The sequence below is a fragment of the Pseudomonas sp. RT4P38 genome, from assembly GCF_054897765.1.
On the sequence record NZ_CM142703.1, the window covers coordinates 4,988,921 to 5,005,912 of the forward strand.

Genomic DNA, 16,992 nt, shown 5'->3' on the forward strand with positions numbered 1-16,992 from the left:
TAGCGAGGAAAGTCAGGTTGTAGCAATTCAAAATGTGGGAGCGAGCTTGCTCGCGATGGCGGCGGCACATTCAACATGGATGTGACTGACAGACCGCTATCGCGAGCAAGCTCGCTCCCACAGGTATTGGGTCAGGCGCTGGCCGCCATGGCATGCCGCCGATGATGAACTTCCAGCTGATCCTTGATCACCCGCAACACCTTGGCTTCATGCTCGTGGATAAAGAAGTGTCCGCCAGGGAGCATGTCCACCGAAAAGCTACCGTGGGTTTCCTTGCTCCAGCCGATCAACTGTTCGGTGGTGGCGCGATCAGCCTTGCCGCCGAGCACATGGATCGGGCACTTGAGCAACGGACGCTGTTGCGGCTCGAAACGTCCGCACAATAGAAAATCCGCGCGCAGCACCGGCAGCGTCAGACGCATCAGCTCTTCATTGGCCAGCACTTCTTCGCTGGTACCGTTGAGGGTGCGCAATTGATCGATCAATTGCGCATCGGTTTTGGGCTCGGCGAAACCCCGGTCGTAGTCGGCACGCAGGGTCGGTGCGGCGGTGCCCGAAGCGAAGAGTGCCACCGGTTCCGGGCAGCCCAGCGAGCGAAACGCGTGGGCCATCTCACAGGCCAGCAGCGCGCCAAGGCTATGACCAAACAGCGCGTATGGCGTCTTGAGCGAGGCTTTTTGTTCTTGCGCCAGTTGCAGCGCCAAGCGTCGCATGTCCGTGTGCAACGGCTCGCCGAACCGCGCGCCTCGGCCCGGCAACTCCACCGGCTGCAGCTTGAGCCACTCCGGCAGTTTGCGCCTCCAGCGGCTGTAGACCATGGCACTCGCGCCCGAATAGGGCAGGCAGAGCAATGTCAGCTGGGTCACCGGGTTTACCTCGAAAAGTTGTCTGTTAAGAGAACGGATGAGGCGCGGCGGGAATTAGTCTCACTTAAGGTGGCGAAAGCTCTGCACCGCCGAGCCCAGCACCACAGCACCGGCCGCAATCGCCACCCAGAACCCGCTACGCGCCCCGAACGCATCCACCAGCCACCCGGAACTGGCCGCACCAATCGCCACGCCAATGCTCAACCCGGTCACCAGCCAGGTCAGGCCTTCGGTGAGTTTGGCCGGCGGCACAATCCGCTCCACCAACGCCATCGCAACAATCAGCGTCGGCGCAAAGAACAACCCGGCGACAAACACCGCCAGCGACAGCCCGAGAATGTTCGTCGCCAGCAGTAACGGCAACGTGGTCAACGCTGTCGCCACTCCACCGTAAAGAAACAGTCGCGGCAGTGGCAGTTTCGAGCGCAACGCCCCGAACGCCAACCCCGCCAGGCACGAGCCGATGGCATACACCGACAACACAATGCTCGCCGCCGCCGGCTGGCCCTGCTGCTGGGCGAACGCCACGCTGACCACATCCACCACACCGACGATGGTGCCCATCGCGACCATCAACAGCATCAGCAACTGAATCTCGCCAGAACGAATGATCGAACCCTGATGATGTTCTTCATGAGGATGAATCGCCGGCTCGGTGTCACGTTGCAGCACAAACGCCGTGACCCCGATCGCCAGCATCAGCAACGCCGCCAACGGCCCGGCTTCGGGAAACGCAACCACGCACAACCCTACCGACAAGGGCGGCCCGACAATAAAGCAGACTTCGTCCAGCACCGACTCCAGGGCATAGGCGGTTTGCAGTTCAGGCTTGCCGCGATACACCTCGGTCCAGCGTGCCCGCACCATCGCCGACATGCTCGGCATGCAACCGGCCAGCGCTGCGAACAAAAACAACGTCCACTGCGGCGCCTGCAAGCGAGTGCAAAGCAACACCAGCAACAACGCCCCGCCACCGATCAGCGCCGATACCGGCAAGATCCGGCTCTGCCCGAAACGGTCCACCAGCCGCGAAACCATTGGTGCACAAAATGCCGTGGCCAAGGCAAACGTCGCCGCCACCGCACCGGCCAATCCGTAGCCACCCTGCAATTGAGAGAGCATGGTGATCAAGCCGATGCCGGTCATGGAAATCGGCATGCGCGCGATCATCCCGGCCATCACAAAAGCGCTACTTCCTGGGGCTTTGAACAGCTCGCGGTAGGGGTTTGCCATAGGTGCTGGTCTCTACAAGGGCCTGCAAGTTGCCACAATGGCTGATCAAGGGGAAAGCAGCTAATTGTTGGTTGAATGTGAAGCCCTCATCGCGAGCAAGCTCGCTCCCACAATAGATTTTCGCTGAACACAAATTTTGTGTATTACCGAGAATCAATGTGGGAGCGAGCTTGCTCGCGATAAGGCCGGCACAGTCACCTTGCTGTGCCGGGTAACTGAACTCTCTACCGCTCAAACCAGTCAGCTAGTTAAGCCCTTTACTCGAGGCCTTAACCCTCATGCAGATTTCCCTCGACCAACAAGTCGCCCTGAGCCTTTATCCGGAGTTTCGCGGCAATGGCTGATCATCATCCCGAACGACAAAGCGCTATCGATGCCCATGGCATCATCGGCGACATGCGCAGCGCGGCACTGGTCAACGACAAGGGCAGCGTGGATTTTTTCTGCTGGCCCGAATTCGATAGCCCGTCGATCTTCTGTTCGCTGCTGGACACGCCTGAGGCCGGGATTTTCCAACTGTCCCCGGATTTACCCGGCGCTCGCCGCGAACAGATTTACCTGCCCGACACCAATGTGCTGCAAACCCGATGGCTCAGCGACCGCGCAGTCGTCGAAGTCACCGACCTGCTGCCCATTGGCGACAGCGAAGATGACACGTCGGTGCTGATGCGCCGGGTTCGAGTGGTCAGTGGCCAGGCAACGTTTCACATGCGCTGCGCCGTGCGTCATGACTACGCTCGCGCCAAGACCCGCGCGCGCATGGATGAAGGGGACGTGACCTTCGAGGCCGCCGGTCAGCCGTCCCTGCGCCTGTCTTCGGACCAGGTTTTACGTATCGACGGCCATGCGGCGGTCGCAGAGTTCACCCTTGAACAGGACCAGAGCGCCGAATTCATGCTGGGCGGTATCGACGACCCGCGGTTCAAGAAAGGTGCCGCCGCGATATGCCTGGAACGTACCCTGAAGTTCTGGCGCGACTGGATCGGCCAGTCCAACTACCGCGGTCGCTGGCGGGAAATGGTCAATCGTTCGGCCCTGGCGCTGAAGCTGCTGACCTCGCGCAGACATGGCGCAATCCTCGCCGCCGCGACCTTCGGCCTGCCGGAAACGCCTGGCGGCGAGCGCAACTGGGACTACCGCTACACGTGGATCCGCGACGCATCGTTCACGGTTTACGCGTTCATGCGCCTGGGTTTCGTTCACGAAGCCAACGATTACATGCGCTGGCTACGTGGCAGAGTCAGTGATTGCCACGGCAAATCGATGAAACTCAACATTCTCTACGCCATCGATGGCCGTCAGGAACTGCCAGAATCCGAACTCTCGCACCTGTCCGGCCATGGCGGTGCAACACCGGTGCGCATCGGCAATCAGGCTTACGAACAGGTCCAGCTCGATATCTTCGGCGAGCTGATGGACGCGGTGTACCTGGTCAACAAGTACGGCGACGCCATTTCCCATGAAGGCTGGAAACACGCTGTGGAAGTGGTCGATCAAGTCTGCGAAACCTGGGAGCAAAAGGACGTCGGCATCTGGGAAATGCGCGGCGAACAGCATCACTTCCTGCACTCGCGGCTGATGTGCTGGGTGGCACTGGATAGAGCCATTCGCCTCGCCTCAAAACGCTCACTGCCCGCCCCTTTCGCCCGCTGGGACCAGACCCGACAGGCGATCTACGCTGACATCTGGGGAAACTTCTGGAACGAAGAACGCGGGCACTTCGTCCAGCACATCGGCGGCACCGCCCTCGACGGCTCAATGCTGCTGATGCCACTGGTGCGCTTCGTCAGCGCCAAAGACCCGCGCTGGCTCGCGACCCTCGACGCCATCGAAAAGAATCTGGTGCGCGACGGCATGGTTTACCGCTATCGCAATGACGACACCCGAATCGACGGCCTCGACGGCACCGAAGGTGCCTTCGCCGCGTGCTCATTCTGGTACGTCGAATGCTTGGCCCGCGCCGGGAGGGTGGAAAAAGCGCATCTGGAATTTGAACAGTTGCTGAGGTACGCCAACCCACTGGGGTTGTACGCCGAAGAGTTCGACAGCCATGCGCGGCATTTGGGGAATACGCCGCAAGCGCTGACGCATTTGGCACTGATCAGTGCGGCGTGTTTTCTGGATCGGAAATTGAGTGGCGAGAAGAGTTTCTGGCAGCCTTGAGACCGAGTTGCCCCTTTCGCGAGCAAGCTCGCTCCCACATTGGATCTTTAGTGGCCACGAAATTTGTGTTCGACCGAGATTAAATGTGGGAGCGAGCTTGCTCGCGATGGGGCCATCAGCCACAACACAAGGCCGACTGAATACCGGCGAAAGAAACGGTGGCCGGTATAGGCCAAGCTCCTACAACCGCTAAACGGACCTGTTTAATCGTACAAAGCACCTCATTTCTATAGCCTGAAAACGTTTGTTGCCAGCCGTTACATCCCCCCCTACCATCGACCGTCAACGGGTACAGCGGAGCTGTCCAACAAAACCCGAATTCAAGGAACCAGAATGACCCAGCGCATCCACCGCAGCATTGACACCTCACTCAGGTCCGGCCTGAACCGCGACGAATTGTGGGAAGCCCACGACAAAGGCCTGATCAAATGCTGGGAGATCGGCCGCCAACGCGCCGCCCGCTTCCCCGAACTCGCCCAACGATGCCTTGCCGGCGAACTGCCGGTGCTCGGCTGGAAAGGTGGCGTCAGCCGTAGCCTGAAGAAACTCGAAAAATACGGATCCCTCAAATACCTCGCCCAATGGCAGGGGTTGCGCGGGAAAGATCTGGATATCGACCTGAGTGAAGAGCGGGCGTTGACCTGTTCGCGGACCAAAATGGTGGTGACTTTTACGCCGGATCGGTCGAAGTACTTTAATCAGGTGGCGGAAACCGAAGTCTAGGAAATCGGCAAGAACCATCAGAAGCGCCCGAGGCGACGCTCAGAGCGTTACTGGATCTGCTGGAGGGCTGACGCTGAAACGCTCGCGATAGGCCTGCGGGGTCACGCCCATGGCCCGCAGAAAACTGCGCCGAAGCGTCTCTTCGCTACCGAATCCACATTGCACCGCCACCCGTTTGATCGGCACACCGGTGTCGCTGAGCAAGCGTCGGGCGGTCTCGACCCGAATCAGTTCGATGGCCCGGGCTGGCGTCTGGCCGGTGTCGGCGCGGTAGTGGCGCACGAAGCTGCGTTCGCTCATGCCCGCCTGCAAGGCCAGGGTCGGGATGCCCAAATCCTTGGTGAGGTTTTCACTGATCCAGGCGTGAAGTTCGTCGAAACGGTTGCCCTCCTTTTGCAAAGAGAGGGTCACGCTGAACTGTGACTGGCCGCCGGGCCGTTTCAGGAACACCACCAGTTGCCGGGCGACTTCCAGGGCCATCGTGCGGCCAAGATCTTCTTCAACCATCGCCAGCGCAAGGTCGATGCCGGCGGTGACCCCGGCCGAGGTCCAGACCGGGCCGTCATTGATGAAAATCGGATTGGGTTCGACCCGCAATAGCGGATGTTTCTGCGCCAACTGCTCGCAACGGGTCCAGTGAGTGACCACCCGCCGGCCATCGAGCCAGCCGCTGGCCGCCAGCAAAAATGCCCCGGTGCACACCGACGAAACCCGCCGACACCCGGTCGCATGTTCACGTACCCACGCCACCAGCGGTTGGTCTTGCGCCGCGTCGTAAACACCCCAGCCACCGGCAATGATCAACGTGTCACTGCCCTCCTCGGGCAACGGTTCGGAGACCAGCGCCAACCCCGCCGACGACATGACCGCCCCGCCGCCGCTGGCAATCACCGTCGGCGCGTAAGGCGGCGGCAAGCCTTTCTGGTGAGCAATGTCATTAGCCGAGGCAAACACCTGCAACGGCCCGGTGACGTCGAGCAATTGCACATTGGCAAAGACGAGCACGTGAATGGTTTTGGGCATGATTGGCGTAATTCGTGGGGTTATTGGCGTATACGCCAAATCCTACGAGCCTACAGTGAAGGCGTCTACCCCCACTTCATGAGAAAAATGCCATGACGTTGCAGATCGGTTTTCTGTTGTTTCCACAGGTTCAGCAACTGGACCTCACCGGCCCTTACGACGTACTGGCCTCGCTGCCGGACGTGAAGGTGCATTTGATCTGGAAGGACCTGGTGCCGGTCACCGCGAGCACGGGACTGGTGCTGAAACCGACCACCACGTTCGACGATTGCCCGAAGCTGGATGTGATCTGCATCCCCGGCGGCAGCGGCGTCGGGCCGTTGATGGAGGATGAACAGACACTGGCCTTCATCAAGGCTCAGGCCGCCAGCGCGCGTTACATCACGTCGGTCTGCACCGGCGCGCTGGTGCTCGGCGCGGCGGGTCTGTTGAAAGGCAAGCGCGCCACCACTCACTGGGCCTATCACCAATTGCTGGCGCCTTTGGGTGCGATCCCGGTGAAGGATCGAGTGGTGCGCGACGGCAATCTGCTGACCGGTGGCGGGATCACGGCGGGCATCGATTTTGCCCTGGCGCTGGCTGCGGAATTGTTCGATAAGGACACGGCAGAGCTGGTGCAGTTGCAGCTCGAATACGCCCCGGCGCCGCCGTTTACTTCGGGCAGCCCTGAGACGGCTCCAGTCAGCGTGCTGGAGGAAGCACGGAAACGTGCTGCCGGATCGTTGAAACTGCGCTGGGAAATTACCGAGCGTGTTGCGGCAAAACTTGATCGGGCGTCAGTACGTTGATCCGTTCCTCGGTGCTGCCAGCGCCCGGCTGCACCGAGGACTTTCCATCGCCCACAAAAAACCCGCCTAAGCGGGTTTCTCAAGACCATTGCGACATCCTGTCACCAGCCATCCGGGCCTATGGTCGATCATCCGTGATCCTGAGTGCATCCTGCGACTCAGTTGATGGACCCAGATTAAACACATCGGTGACGCATCAAAAGACGACATACCCGTCAGCGGATGTAAGCCTTTGACCACTCGGGTCTAGGAGCAGGTTTCAACAGACGAAAAAAAACCCGCCGAAGCGGGTTTTCCCCAAGACCATGTCGACTCCCTGTCGATAGCGTTCCTTGCTGATGGCCGATCATCCGTGATCCCGAGCACTTCCTGTGCTTCGGTTGATGAAGCTAGATTACGCTTCGGATCCAATGTGCAATAGACGTCATAGCTACCATCGCGCGTAAGACATTCGCTATACCCAGCCTTCCGAAAACCCTTAGACAGGTCAGGGATCAAGCATAGAAGCCACGAGTTTAGCGGCCTGCAGTTGACCTTCGGCAGCACCAGCGCCCAGCGTTTCAGCCAAGGCTTGAACATGCAGCATCACTCTTCCTGGCGCTCGCGGTCCTTGGACCTGACTTTGAGAAACTCTTCGATGTTGTTCATCTGTTCATCCCAACCGCGGCTGTCCATGCGGAACGCCTTGAGCCGGCGCGTCTGAGGAATGTGATCGAAACCGGACTCGGTGACCTTGAGCAACGTGCCTTCATCCATGTCTTCGAGCTCGAACTTCACCAGCGTGGTGGGCTCCTGGGAGTAATCGATTTCGGGCTCAATCGCATACGGGTGCCAGCGAAACGAAAATACCCGTTCCGGTTCGACCCGCTCCACCAGCACATTCCACAGCAAGTGCTCATAACCCTTATACGTAATCTGCCCCTGGGTCCATTCACCGGCGACAAAACGCTTGCCTTCCAGCGCCACGCCAAACCACTGCCCGAAGGCTTCGGCATTGGCCAGCACGCGCCAGACCTGCGAACGCGGCGTTTTAAGCAGGATCTTCCTTTCGATGCGATCTGATGCTGGATTCATAAGTCACCTCCTGTACTGAACAGTAGGCCTGTAAGACCACAAGACCAACCCTAAAGTTGTATCAATCGGGTATCGCAATCAACCCTGTACGAAATATTCGGCTGCATTTCTGCCCCCAGAGCACCGCTTTGAAGACAAGAGTCAGCGGACTGAAGCTGCTAACGTTTGCAAACCAGACAAAAAGATAAGCCCCACACTCATGCTCTCGGGGAAACATCATGAATAGCCTTCACGGCAGCTGCTTGTGTAAAGCCATCGAATACGAACTCGATTGTCTCGACATGCCCATCAGTCATTGTCACTGTCAAACCTGCCGAAAGGCACACGCTGCGGCATTCGCCTCGACAGCCGGGGTCATGCGCGAACATTTTCGCTGGACCAAAGGTCAGGACCATCTGAGCCGCTATGAATCGTCGCCGGGCAAGCTTCGGCATTTCTGTTCGGTCTGCGGTTCACATTTGATGGCTGAGCGCTTGGCCCAACCCCACGTCATTGTTCGTGTGGCGACACTGGATGATGACCCGAAAATGACGCCGCAGGCCCATATCTGGACGTCACATGAAGTACCGTGGCTCAACTACGAATCGATCGGAAATCACCTTGAATGGCAGGCATAGCCAGGCCGATACGTAGCGCTACACTGCACCTCAACTTTCCACATCACAGCGAGAATCCCCATGCCCCGACGCTTTCTTCTGGCGCTGACGCCTTTGCTGTTCACCACCGCTGCTTATGCTGTGGACTGCGACAACGCTGCCGATCAGGCCACGATGAATCAGTGCGCGGCGCAGCAGCACAAGGCTGCGGATAAGGAGTTGAATACGCTTTACCAGCAGATCAACGCGCGTTTGAAGAGCAACCCCGAAAGCCAAAAGCTGCTGATCAAGGCGCAGCGTTCGTGGATTGCGTTTCGCGATGCCGAGTGCAAGTTCTCGAGCGCCGGGGTGGAAGGCGGGAGTGTGTATCCGGCGATCTACAGCAACTGTGTCACTGAATTGACCAAGGCGCGGGTGGAGACTTTCAAGAATTATCTGAAGTGTCAGGAGGGGGATATGAGTTGTCCGGTGCCTGGGGCTTGATGATTGTGTGATCTTGAGGGCCTCATCGCGAGCAAGCTCGCTCCCACATTGGATTTTCAGTGAACACCTATTTTGTGTACGACCGAAAACCACTGTGGGAGCGAGCTTGCTCGCGATGGCGTCAGTTCAGACGCCGCAAATTACCGAACAAATATCTGCGCGGTCGTAATCGCCATATCCCCACCCGGCAACTTGATGCTGCCAATCTGCTTCATGCTCTCGGGATCAAAAATCGCCACATCGTTAAACGTCCCCGCCAGGTAGATCTTGTTGCCGTCCTTGTTGAACGAAATGCAGTAGTAGGAATGATCCAGCGTCGCCGCCTTGAGCATTTTCTTCTCTTTGATGTCGTACTTCGCCAGACGATTGAGCACACCGAACATCAGGTTCGGATCCTTCGGCGAGCGCATACCGCTGAAGTAGATTTCCGTCAGAGGACCGAAGTCGGTGGTTTCAGTCTTTCCGGTTTTCAGATCGATGCTGAACAGCCCGTAGAGGTATTCGGCGGTCGCTGGATCCTGCTTCTTGTCCTTGAATTTCGCCGCGGTGTAGAGCAGCGAAAAGTCATGACGGTAGGTCTGCTGGTTCCACACGTAGAGCACGTCCGGCGCGCTGTAGTTCGCCCGTTTCCAGTGACGACTGGGGATCAGCACATCGAACTTGCCGGTTTTCACATCGACCTTGTAGACGTCCGCCCCTGCCACATACAGCGTGCCGTCGTCACCGCTCTGCATGATCGTCAATTGCCTTGGTGCCGGAAAACTGCGCACGGGCTTGGCGTCCAGGCCGGCGTCGGTGGCGTACACATCGAGCCGAGGTTGCTGCACTTCGTAGCGGTCGCTCTGCATCAACGTCGGGTTGGCGATGGCGAACAGCTCCTTGCCGTCGTGGCTGAGGGTGAAGGCGAACATGGACTTCGCTTTCTCCCCCGGTTTCTGGGTGATGCTGGCGTGGAACACTTGCTTGCAGCTGTCCAGTTCGACGCCATAGACATCGGCGTAGTGGTTGTTCAGCACATAAGCAGTCTTGCGATCCGGCGACAGCTGGACGCTGCCGGGACCGAAGGCGTCCGGCATTTTGCAGGTCTTGAGCACGGTGTCCGTGGCCAGGTCGATGACATGCAGGTTGTTCGGGTAATTGGTGGTCACCATGTACTCGTGACCGTCTTGGAGGGCAGTATTTTCATCGGCCTGAACAGTGAGCGAACAAACGCTCAGGACGGCAAACGCGGCCAGGCCGCAGGCTTTGACAGTCAGCATGCTGAAATCCTTCTGAGGTCCGGTCACTTGTCTTTTGGAAAGACAGTCCCGAGGTTGCGCCAGTTTTCGTTGGACGCCTGGGCATCCTTGTTCCAGTCCGGGTAGGTGCTCATCATGTCGGGCACCTGGGCCGGCCACCAGCAAGGGTCGGAACAACCGTAAAGGTCGGCTTCCATCGGCTGGCACAGCGACGACACACCGCCAAACGCATCGATTTCCCAGCCGGGGTCGGTGGTCGAGGCGCAGCCGGCGACGGAACTCATCGCCACCACTTCTTCAATGCGGTTTTGCGCCGCGGCCTCATCGAGTTTCAGCGCTTTGTTATTGATTGCCTTGAGATGTTTCATATCAGTGAGCCTTGCGCGGAGTGATGTAGCTGCTGATAAACGCAGGGTTGTGGGCCATGATCCGGGTGTAGACCTCGATGCCGAAGTCGACCCAGTCACGCATCAGTTCGCAGTAGTGATAGGTCGGGTGGGTCGGGTCGCCGTAACGGGCGTAGCTCTCGTGGTAGCAACCGCCGGAGCAGAGATTGCGGATCTGGCAGTCCTCGCAGCCGGTGTTGGTACGGTCCAGGCGCTGGGACAGAAAGTCGTTCAACTCGACCTGCTTTACACCGCTGTGGACGTTGCCGAACGTCGGCAGACTCGAACCGGTAAAGCGGTGGCACAAGTTCAGTTCACCCTTGTGATCCACCGCCAGCATCTTCAGGCCCGCGCCGCATGGCAGGGCTTTTTTGTGGCCTTCGTGAATGTCGGTGATCAACTGGTGCAGGTTGGAGAAACCGATATTGCGGTGCTCCAGCGCTGCTTCCAGATAACGTCGGCCGAGCTTCTTCATGTTGGCGAAGACCTCGATCAACTCGTCGCTGGACAGGTTGAAGGTGCTGATGTCGCCGGAGGTCACCGGGGCAAAACCGACTTCTGCAAAACCCAGTTCGTTGAACAGGTGATCCCAGATGGTTTCGACGTCGGTGACGCCGGTGGTCAGGGTCACGCGAGCACCGACCGGACGGCTGTTGTAGCGCGACAGCAGCATCTCGGCCTTGCGCCGCACCACGTCGTAAGTGCCCTGCCCGCCCACGGTGATGCGATTGCGGTCATGCACGGTTTTCGGCCCGTCGATACTCACCGAGAGCCCGAAACGGTGGGCATTCAGATAATCCACGGTCTCTTCGGTGAGCAACGTCGCATTGGTGGTCATGACGAATTCGACGAACTTGCCCGCCTCACGGAAACGCTTCTCGCAATAGTCGACCATGTACTCGATGAGCTTGCGATTGCTCAACGGCTCACCGCCAAAAAACACGACAGTAAAACGCTCCTCATCCGGCGATTCGCGCAGCAGCATTTCCACTGAGGCGACCGCTGTTTCGACGTCCATTTTCTTGCCGGCCGACGGCTTGTCCAGGTCTTCCTTGTAGCAGTAGGTGCAGCTCAAATTGCAGCCGGTGTTGACGTTCAGCACCACGGTATTGATCGCTGTGCGATCGACTCGTTTGGTGCCGATGTCGGGGGTCAGCGGCGAGCCGTCGCTGACCAACTCCAGGGACATCAACTCACGTAAGGTCTCGGTGATTTCTTCGCCGTTGAAGCGAGCGGCCAGGCGCTGGATCAGGTCGTCCGACGAACAGCCGGGACCGCGCAAGGTATCGATGATGGTGCCCGTCAGTTCATCGCTGGCGAACAGCGAACTGCTGGGAATGTGAAACAGCATGCGGTCTGCATCGACGTGCACTTCGTGCAGGTTCCGCTCGACCAGATTCAAAATAGCGCCCATTGCAACCTCCTGTGCAAACCCCGGTTTCGAGGCTTGCGGTCATTCCAGAAAATGTCCGAAAACGTGTGCGTTCAGTCAACTCATGGAATGGGTGGATTGTTCCAGCGTTGCACGGTGACGATCATGTGGCCTTCGCCGGTCAGGGATTTCCCTGCGTCGTCGACGGCGGCGATCACCTTGAGGTTGCCGGCATTGTTGGTGGACATTTTGCGCTGCGGGTTCGGCCCGGCATCGCCCGGTGTAAACACGCCACTGTCAGCCTGCATGGTGCCGGCAAACTTGACGTCTTCGTCTTCCTTGGCGCGGTCGTCGAAGGCTTCGACCGACCACTGCGCCGGGAACACGCCGATGCGATACGGCTTGCCGCCAGCGCCCTTGCCCCAGGCTTCGGCGTCGAACCGGCCCTGGACTTTCGGCGTCGAACCACCGCCATCACCGATCCGCGCCACCGAAAATCCGGGCACGACTTTGACTTCAGCGATTTTGCTGTAGACCGACAGGGTTGGGCCTTTCAGCGTGCCGACGGTGACGTTGCGCAGACCCGGTTGTGCGTTGGCAGAAGCCTTGAGTTTGACCCGCATGCGATCAGGGGTTTGCTCCAGTACTTCGACCACTTCCACGCCTTTGCCGAAGTTCGGTTTGCCGGTGAGTCCGCTGCCGATCAAGGTGGCTTCAGTCTCGGAGCCAGCCTTCAGATAACCCGGCTGCACCGCCAGCAATCGACTACTGCCCTGCTTGGTGGCGACGAAGTCCAGACCACGCTCATCGTGCTCCGCCTCGAACATCCGGCCCTGCATGGCATTGCCTTGTGCGGCGAACACCTGGCGCATGGTCACACCGTCGATGGTCACGTTGCCGCGCCATTCGTAGCCAGTGTAGAGAATCGCGTTGCCGTCACCGTTGAACGGGCTAGCGTCGGCGTATTGGCCTTTGACGCTGACCTTGAACGTGTCGCTGCCATCGGCCGTGACGCTCATCACGCCGGCCAACTCGCCCTTACCGGGCAAGTGGCCACTGAAGCTCCAGTCACCGACCAGCGCGTCGGCTTTCGGCGCGGTACTCAGCCATTTTTTCCAGGCCGGGTTGTCCAGTGGATAACGCTTGGCCAACAACGGCACCATTTCTTTTCGAGCAAGGTCGAACCAGTCGCGGTCACGAGACAGCGCCTGGTATTCCAGGGACGGCCATTGGCCGAGGTGGAAGTTCACCAGACGTTCCCATTCCTGGGCCGGGCGCCGTTGCAGCGCGACCCGTGCACCGGAGTGACAGCGACCGCACATCTGGCTGGTCTGGTCGTCGAACTTCTCGACGGTATTGAGTCGACGCTCCAGCGCGTAACGCACGCCTTCAGTTTCGCTCGGTGCCAGGCCCTGCGTATCGGCCAGGTATTTGACCAAGGTCCGGCGGTCGTCATCGCTGATCTGCAAACCGTGCATGGTTTGCATGCGGGCGATGCTCATCAGCCAGCCTTCCGGGGTTTTGCGCTGGTGACTGATTCGACTCAAGGCGTTATCGGCTTCAGGGGTATGGCAGCCCTGACAGGTTTCCTTGAGGATGGTCTGGGCATCGCGAGCTGCCAGGCTGTAAGGCGAATGCAGCGCCACACAGGCCGCCACGGCCAGCAGACTGACACTCAGGCCTGATCGGAGTTTTCTCTTCATCAACGTCGAACCTCGCACGGTGCTTTCTTATTTTTGTGGCTTATCGTTTTTATGGTTTCTGCCGTCGGCGGCGCACCGCTGACGGAGGCAAGAGAAACGTCTGCGATGAGCAATACACGGAGCGTGCCAGCTTATTAATAGTGTTATAGATCAATGAGTTGATTGAATAGAACAGCATTTCAAGCACAGCTCGCGTCGAACCTGACGTCCAAAATCGCGACAGTTGTTTCACTCTGAGACAAGCATAGGCAACCAAGATCAAAAGATCGTCCGAAAGCGGCCCGAGCCTTCGGACGATCTTTTGATTTCCCCCTGCATCACCACCGTCTCACTGCGTCGCAAATTGCGACGTTCGGCCTTCGCAAGGTTGCTGGTAAAACACCTGAGAACCCCGTCACATCGGCCTTTCATCGCAAAAAATGTAACTGGCACAACCATTGCCAAAGACCTCTTCACACGAACAACAAGAGGTTTTCACATGTCCCTCCCTTATCTGCTTCCCGCCACCTCGGCCTTCATCCACCGCGCCCCGCGCATGCTGATCGGTGGCGACTGGGTCGAGGCCGCCGACGGCCAGACCATGCCCCTGCACAACCCGGCCACCGGCGAAGTGCTGTGCGTGGTGCCACGGGCCACGCCCGAAGATGTCGACCGCGCCGTGCTCGCCGCCCGCCAGGCCTTCGATGATTCGTCCTGGACCCGCACCCGACCTCGGGAGCGGCAGAACCTGCTGTGGAAACTCGCCGATCTGATGGAACGCGACGCCGAACTGCTGGCGCAACTGGAATGCCTGAACAACGGCAAAAGCGCGGCGGTGGCCCAGGTGATGGACGTGCAACTGTCGATCGATTTCCTGCGCTACATGGCCGGTTGGGCGACCAAAATCGAAGGCTCCAGCGTTGAAGTGTCGTTGCCGTTAATGCCCAACGATCAATTCCACAGTTTCATCCGCCGCGAAGCGGTGGGCGTGGTCGGCGCCATCGTCGCCTGGAACTTCCCGCTGTTGCTGGCTTGCTGGAAACTCGGCCCGGCCCTGGCCACCGGTTGCACCGTGGTACTCAAACCTGCCGACGAAACCCCGCTGACCGCGTTGAAACTCGCCGAGCTGGTGCTCGAAGCCGGTTATCCCGAAGGTGTATTCAACGTGGTCACAGGCACCGGCATCACCGCAGGTTCCGCCCTGACCCACAATCCGCTGGTCGACAAGCTGACCTTCACCGGCTCTACCGCCGTGGGCAAGCAGATCGGCAAGATCGCCATGGACTCCATGACCCGAGTGACCCTGGAACTGGGCGGCAAATCACCAACCATCGTCATGGCCGACGCCGACCTGAAGACCGCCGCAGCCGGTGCCGCCAGCGCGATTTTCTTCAATCAGGGGCAGGTGTGCTGCGCAGGCTCCAGGCTGTACGTGCAGCGCAAGCATTTCGACAATGTGGTGGCGGACATCGCTGACATCGCCAATGCCATGAAACTGGGCAATGGCCTGGACCCAACGGTGGACATGGGGCCGCTGATCTCGGCGCGCCAGCAGGAACGGGTTTACGGTTATATCGAAAAAGGACGTGAAAGTGGTGCGACGATCGTCTGTGGTGGTGAGCAGTTCGGGCCGGGGTTCTTCGTTAAGCCGACGGTGATTGTGGATGTCGATCAGAAGCACTCGCTGGTGCAGGAGGAGATCTTCGGGCCTGTGCTGGTGGCGATTCCGTTTGATCATGAGACCGATGCGTTGCGCATGGCCAACGACAGTCCCTATGGGCTGGGGGCGAGTATCTGGTCGAACGATCTGGCGGCGGTGCACCGGATGATTCCGCGGATCAAGTCGGGTTCGGTGTGGGTCAATTGCCACAGTGCGCTGGACCCGGCGTTGCCGTTTGGTGGGTACAAGATGTCCGGGGTTGGACGGGAGATGGGGTATGCGGCGATTGAGCATTACACCGAGTTGAAGTCGGTGTTGATCAAGCTGTGAATCAGCTTTTGTAGGAGCTGGCGAAGCCTGCGATCTTTTGATTTTGGGGTGGGTTCAAGATCCACCCTGCAGTGGTCTAATTTCCCCAGACACCCCGATAGGTGGAAAATACATCTACCGAGGAGTTTTTCATGACCGACAAACGCAGAACATTCGACGAGAGCTTCAAGCTACAAGTCGTGAAGATGATCAAGGACCAAGGCGTGACCGTTCCGCAGGTCTGCCTGGATCTCAATCTTGGTGAGACGGCTGTGCGCCGATGGGTGCGTCAGTACGATGCGGAGATACTGGGAGAGACCGGCATCGGTAAGCCATTGACCGCCGAGCAACAACGTATTCGCCAGCTGGAGCAGGAAAACCGCCAGCTCAAGATGGACAATGACATCTTAAAAAAGGCTACAGCCTTCTTTGCCCGCGAGCTGAAGTGACTTATCGGCTGGTCAAACAGTTGCAACAGAAGGCTTACTCCGTAGCGCATGTCTGTCGTGTACTCAACGTCAGTCGATCCGGTTTCTATGAGGCTCGCAAGCGTGTTGCTGCGCCGGCATCTATTTGTCCGGTTACGGTTCAGCTCAGGGCTTCGTTTGAGGAAAGTGGAGGCTGCTTCGGCAGCCGCCCGTTACGCAATGCGTTGCGTGGCAAGGGCATGGTGGTGGGTCTTTATAAAATCCGCCGATTGATGCGTGCCAACGGTCTGCGCTCGGCCTGGAAGCGCAAGTTTGTCCATACCACCGACAGCAACCATGACCTGCCCATTGCCGAAAATGTGCTCAACCGTCAGTTTGACCCCGTGGCGCCGAACAAGGCTTGGGTGGCTGACATTACCTACATCCGGACCCGCAGCGGCTGGTTATACCTGGCGGTGGTGTTGGACTTGTACTCCCGTAAAATCGTCGGCTGGTCCATGGCCCCGAACATGCCGGCGGAGTTGGTGTGTAGCGCAATGCAGTTGGCCATCGCGCAACGTCAACCGCCACCGGGCCTGATCGCTCACTCAGACCGTGGCAGCCAATACGCCAGCGCGAGCTATCGAGCGTTGCTGGCGCGAAATGACATGCAGCAAAGCATGAGCCGCAAAGGTAACTGTTGGGATAACGCGGTAATGGAACGCTTCTTCCTCAGCTTGAAAATGGAGCGAGTGTGGCGACGTGACTACGCAAACCACGGCGAAGCAATCCGCGACATTACTGAGTACATCGTTGGGTTTTACAACAACAAACGGCTGCACTCGAAACTAGGCTATTTGCCACCAACCGTTTACGAACGGGTGATGGCATCAAAACCACCTATCGAGGTGTCCGGAATTAGTTGACCACTACACCCCTCACCCCAGCCCTCTCCCCAATGGGGAGAGGGGGAAAGGGGGAAAGGGGCC

Annotated in this window: 15 protein-coding genes; 7 read left to right on the forward strand and 8 right to left on the reverse strand. The window is 58.8% G+C overall.

Annotated elements, in window-relative coordinates; all coding sequences use genetic code 11:
- Positions 1-131: 131 nt before the first annotated feature.
- Positions 132-866 carry a thioesterase II family protein gene (locus tag ACYZT7_RS23090; RefSeq protein ID WP_462038363.1) on the reverse strand — a complete coding sequence of 245 codons (735 nt, stop codon included), beginning with the start codon at positions 864-866 and terminating at the stop codon, positions 132-134.
- A gap of 60 nt (positions 867-926) precedes the next feature.
- Positions 927-2,099: an MFS transporter gene (locus ACYZT7_RS23095; protein ID WP_462038364.1), complete on the reverse strand. Its 1,173-nt coding sequence runs from the start codon at positions 2,097-2,099 to the stop codon at positions 927-929.
- A gap of 336 nt (positions 2,100-2,435) precedes the next feature.
- Here ACYZT7_RS23095 and ACYZT7_RS23100 point away from each other — a divergent pair, with 336 nt between their 5' ends.
- A complete protein-coding gene (locus tag ACYZT7_RS23100; protein WP_462038365.1) occupies positions 2,436-4,262 on the forward strand; it encodes a glycoside hydrolase family 15 protein in 1,827 nt (608 codons plus the stop codon).
- Between the two features lie 333 nt (positions 4,263-4,595).
- Positions 4,596-4,985, forward strand: a complete 390-nt coding sequence (locus ACYZT7_RS23105; protein WP_462038366.1) for a hypothetical protein — start codon at positions 4,596-4,598, stop codon at positions 4,983-4,985.
- A gap of 39 nt (positions 4,986-5,024) precedes the next feature.
- Here the strand turns inward: ACYZT7_RS23105 and ACYZT7_RS23110 are convergent, their stop codons facing one another.
- On the reverse strand, positions 5,025-6,008 hold the full coding sequence (locus tag ACYZT7_RS23110) for a GlxA family transcriptional regulator (protein ID WP_462038367.1): 984 nt from the start codon (positions 6,006-6,008) through the stop codon (positions 5,025-5,027).
- A 92-nt stretch (positions 6,009-6,100) separates the two neighbouring features.
- Here ACYZT7_RS23110 and inhA point away from each other — a divergent pair, with 92 nt between their 5' ends.
- Positions 6,101-6,796 carry an isonitrile hydratase gene (gene inhA, locus ACYZT7_RS23115; RefSeq protein WP_462038368.1) on the forward strand — a complete coding sequence of 232 codons (696 nt, stop codon included), beginning with the start codon at positions 6,101-6,103 and terminating at the stop codon, positions 6,794-6,796.
- Between the two features lie 585 nt (positions 6,797-7,381).
- Here inhA and ACYZT7_RS23120 read toward each other — a convergent pair.
- Complete coding sequence (locus ACYZT7_RS23120; RefSeq protein WP_462038369.1) at positions 7,382-7,870, reverse strand: SRPBCC family protein; 489 nt, start codon at positions 7,868-7,870, stop codon at positions 7,382-7,384.
- Positions 7,871-8,088: 218 nt separating this feature from the next.
- On the opposite strand from ACYZT7_RS23120, the gene ACYZT7_RS23125 reads away from it, so the two are divergent.
- A complete protein-coding gene (locus tag ACYZT7_RS23125) occupies positions 8,089-8,487 on the forward strand; it encodes a GFA family protein (RefSeq protein WP_462038370.1) in 399 nt (132 codons plus the stop codon).
- 60 nt (positions 8,488-8,547) lie between these two features.
- Positions 8,548-8,949, forward strand: a complete 402-nt coding sequence (locus tag ACYZT7_RS23130; protein WP_462038371.1) for a lysozyme inhibitor LprI family protein — start codon at positions 8,548-8,550, stop codon at positions 8,947-8,949.
- Positions 8,950-9,089: 140 nt separating this feature from the next.
- Here the strand turns inward: ACYZT7_RS23130 and peaD are convergent, their stop codons facing one another.
- The 4 genes from peaD to peaA form a co-directional block, all read right to left on the reverse strand.
- Complete coding sequence (gene peaD, locus ACYZT7_RS23135; RefSeq protein ID WP_462038372.1) at positions 9,090-10,208, reverse strand: quinohemoprotein amine dehydrogenase subunit beta; 1,119 nt, start codon at positions 10,206-10,208, stop codon at positions 9,090-9,092.
- Between the two features lie 23 nt (positions 10,209-10,231).
- Complete coding sequence (qhpC, locus tag ACYZT7_RS23140; protein WP_462038373.1) at positions 10,232-10,555, reverse strand: quinohemoprotein amine dehydrogenase subunit gamma; 324 nt, start codon at positions 10,553-10,555, stop codon at positions 10,232-10,234.
- A gap of 1 nt (position 10,556) precedes the next feature.
- Positions 10,557-11,987, reverse strand: a complete 1,431-nt coding sequence (gene peaB, locus ACYZT7_RS23145; protein WP_462038374.1) for a quinohemoprotein amine dehydrogenase maturation protein — start codon at positions 11,985-11,987, stop codon at positions 10,557-10,559.
- An 80-nt stretch (positions 11,988-12,067) separates the two neighbouring features.
- Positions 12,068-13,648, reverse strand: coding sequence for a quinohemoprotein amine dehydrogenase subunit alpha (gene peaA, locus ACYZT7_RS23150; RefSeq protein ID WP_462038375.1), 1,581 nt, complete (start codon positions 13,646-13,648; stop codon positions 12,068-12,070).
- Positions 13,649-14,126: 478 nt separating this feature from the next.
- Here peaA and ACYZT7_RS23155 point away from each other — a divergent pair, with 478 nt between their 5' ends.
- Together ACYZT7_RS23155 and ACYZT7_RS23160 are read left to right on the forward strand one after the other, a co-directional pair.
- A complete protein-coding gene (locus ACYZT7_RS23155; protein ID WP_462038376.1) occupies positions 14,127-15,617 on the forward strand; it encodes an aldehyde dehydrogenase family protein in 1,491 nt (496 codons plus the stop codon).
- Between the two features lie 131 nt (positions 15,618-15,748).
- A protein-coding gene (locus tag ACYZT7_RS23160) for an IS3 family transposase (RefSeq protein WP_462037539.1) occupies positions 15,749-16,929 on the forward strand; the annotation gives its coding sequence in 2 pieces (ribosomal slippage) (positions 15,749-16,013 and positions 16,013-16,929; 1,182 coding nt in all).
- The last annotated feature ends 63 nt before the right edge of the window (positions 16,930-16,992 follow it).

What these genes read in the sequence shown, in the direction of transcription:
- ACYZT7_RS23125 (WP_462038370.1), top strand. Translation starts at nt 8,089, where the DNA reads ATGAATAGCCTTCACGGCAGCTGCTTGTGTAAAGCCATCGAATACGAA.
- ACYZT7_RS23155 (WP_462038376.1), top strand. Translation starts at nt 14,127, where the DNA reads ATGTCCCTCCCTTATCTGCTTCCCGCCACCTCGGCCTTCATCCACCGC.
- ACYZT7_RS23120 (WP_462038369.1), bottom strand. Translation starts at nt 7,870, where the DNA reads ATGAATCCAGCATCAGATCGCATCGAAAGGAAGATCCTGCTTAAAACG.
- qhpC (WP_462038373.1), bottom strand. Translation starts at nt 10,555, where the DNA reads ATGAAACATCTCAAGGCAATCAATAACAAAGCGCTGAAACTCGATGAG.
- ACYZT7_RS23110 (WP_462038367.1), bottom strand. Translation starts at nt 6,008, where the DNA reads ATGCCCAAAACCATTCACGTGCTCGTCTTTGCCAATGTGCAATTGCTC.
- inhA (WP_462038368.1), top strand. Translation starts at nt 6,101, where the DNA reads ATGACGTTGCAGATCGGTTTTCTGTTGTTTCCACAGGTTCAGCAACTG.
- ACYZT7_RS23105 (WP_462038366.1), top strand. Translation starts at nt 4,596, where the DNA reads ATGACCCAGCGCATCCACCGCAGCATTGACACCTCACTCAGGTCCGGC.
- peaD (WP_462038372.1), bottom strand. Translation starts at nt 10,208, where the DNA reads ATGCTGACTGTCAAAGCCTGCGGCCTGGCCGCGTTTGCCGTCCTGAGC.
- ACYZT7_RS23130 (WP_462038371.1), top strand. Translation starts at nt 8,548, where the DNA reads ATGCCCCGACGCTTTCTTCTGGCGCTGACGCCTTTGCTGTTCACCACC.
- peaB (WP_462038374.1), bottom strand. Translation starts at nt 11,987, where the DNA reads ATGGGCGCTATTTTGAATCTGGTCGAGCGGAACCTGCACGAAGTGCAC.
- ACYZT7_RS23095 (WP_462038364.1), bottom strand. Translation starts at nt 2,099, where the DNA reads ATGGCAAACCCCTACCGCGAGCTGTTCAAAGCCCCAGGAAGTAGCGCT.
- ACYZT7_RS23100 (WP_462038365.1), top strand. Translation starts at nt 2,436, where the DNA reads ATGGCTGATCATCATCCCGAACGACAAAGCGCTATCGATGCCCATGGC.
- peaA (WP_462038375.1), bottom strand. Translation starts at nt 13,648, where the DNA reads ATGAAGAGAAAACTCCGATCAGGCCTGAGTGTCAGTCTGCTGGCCGTG.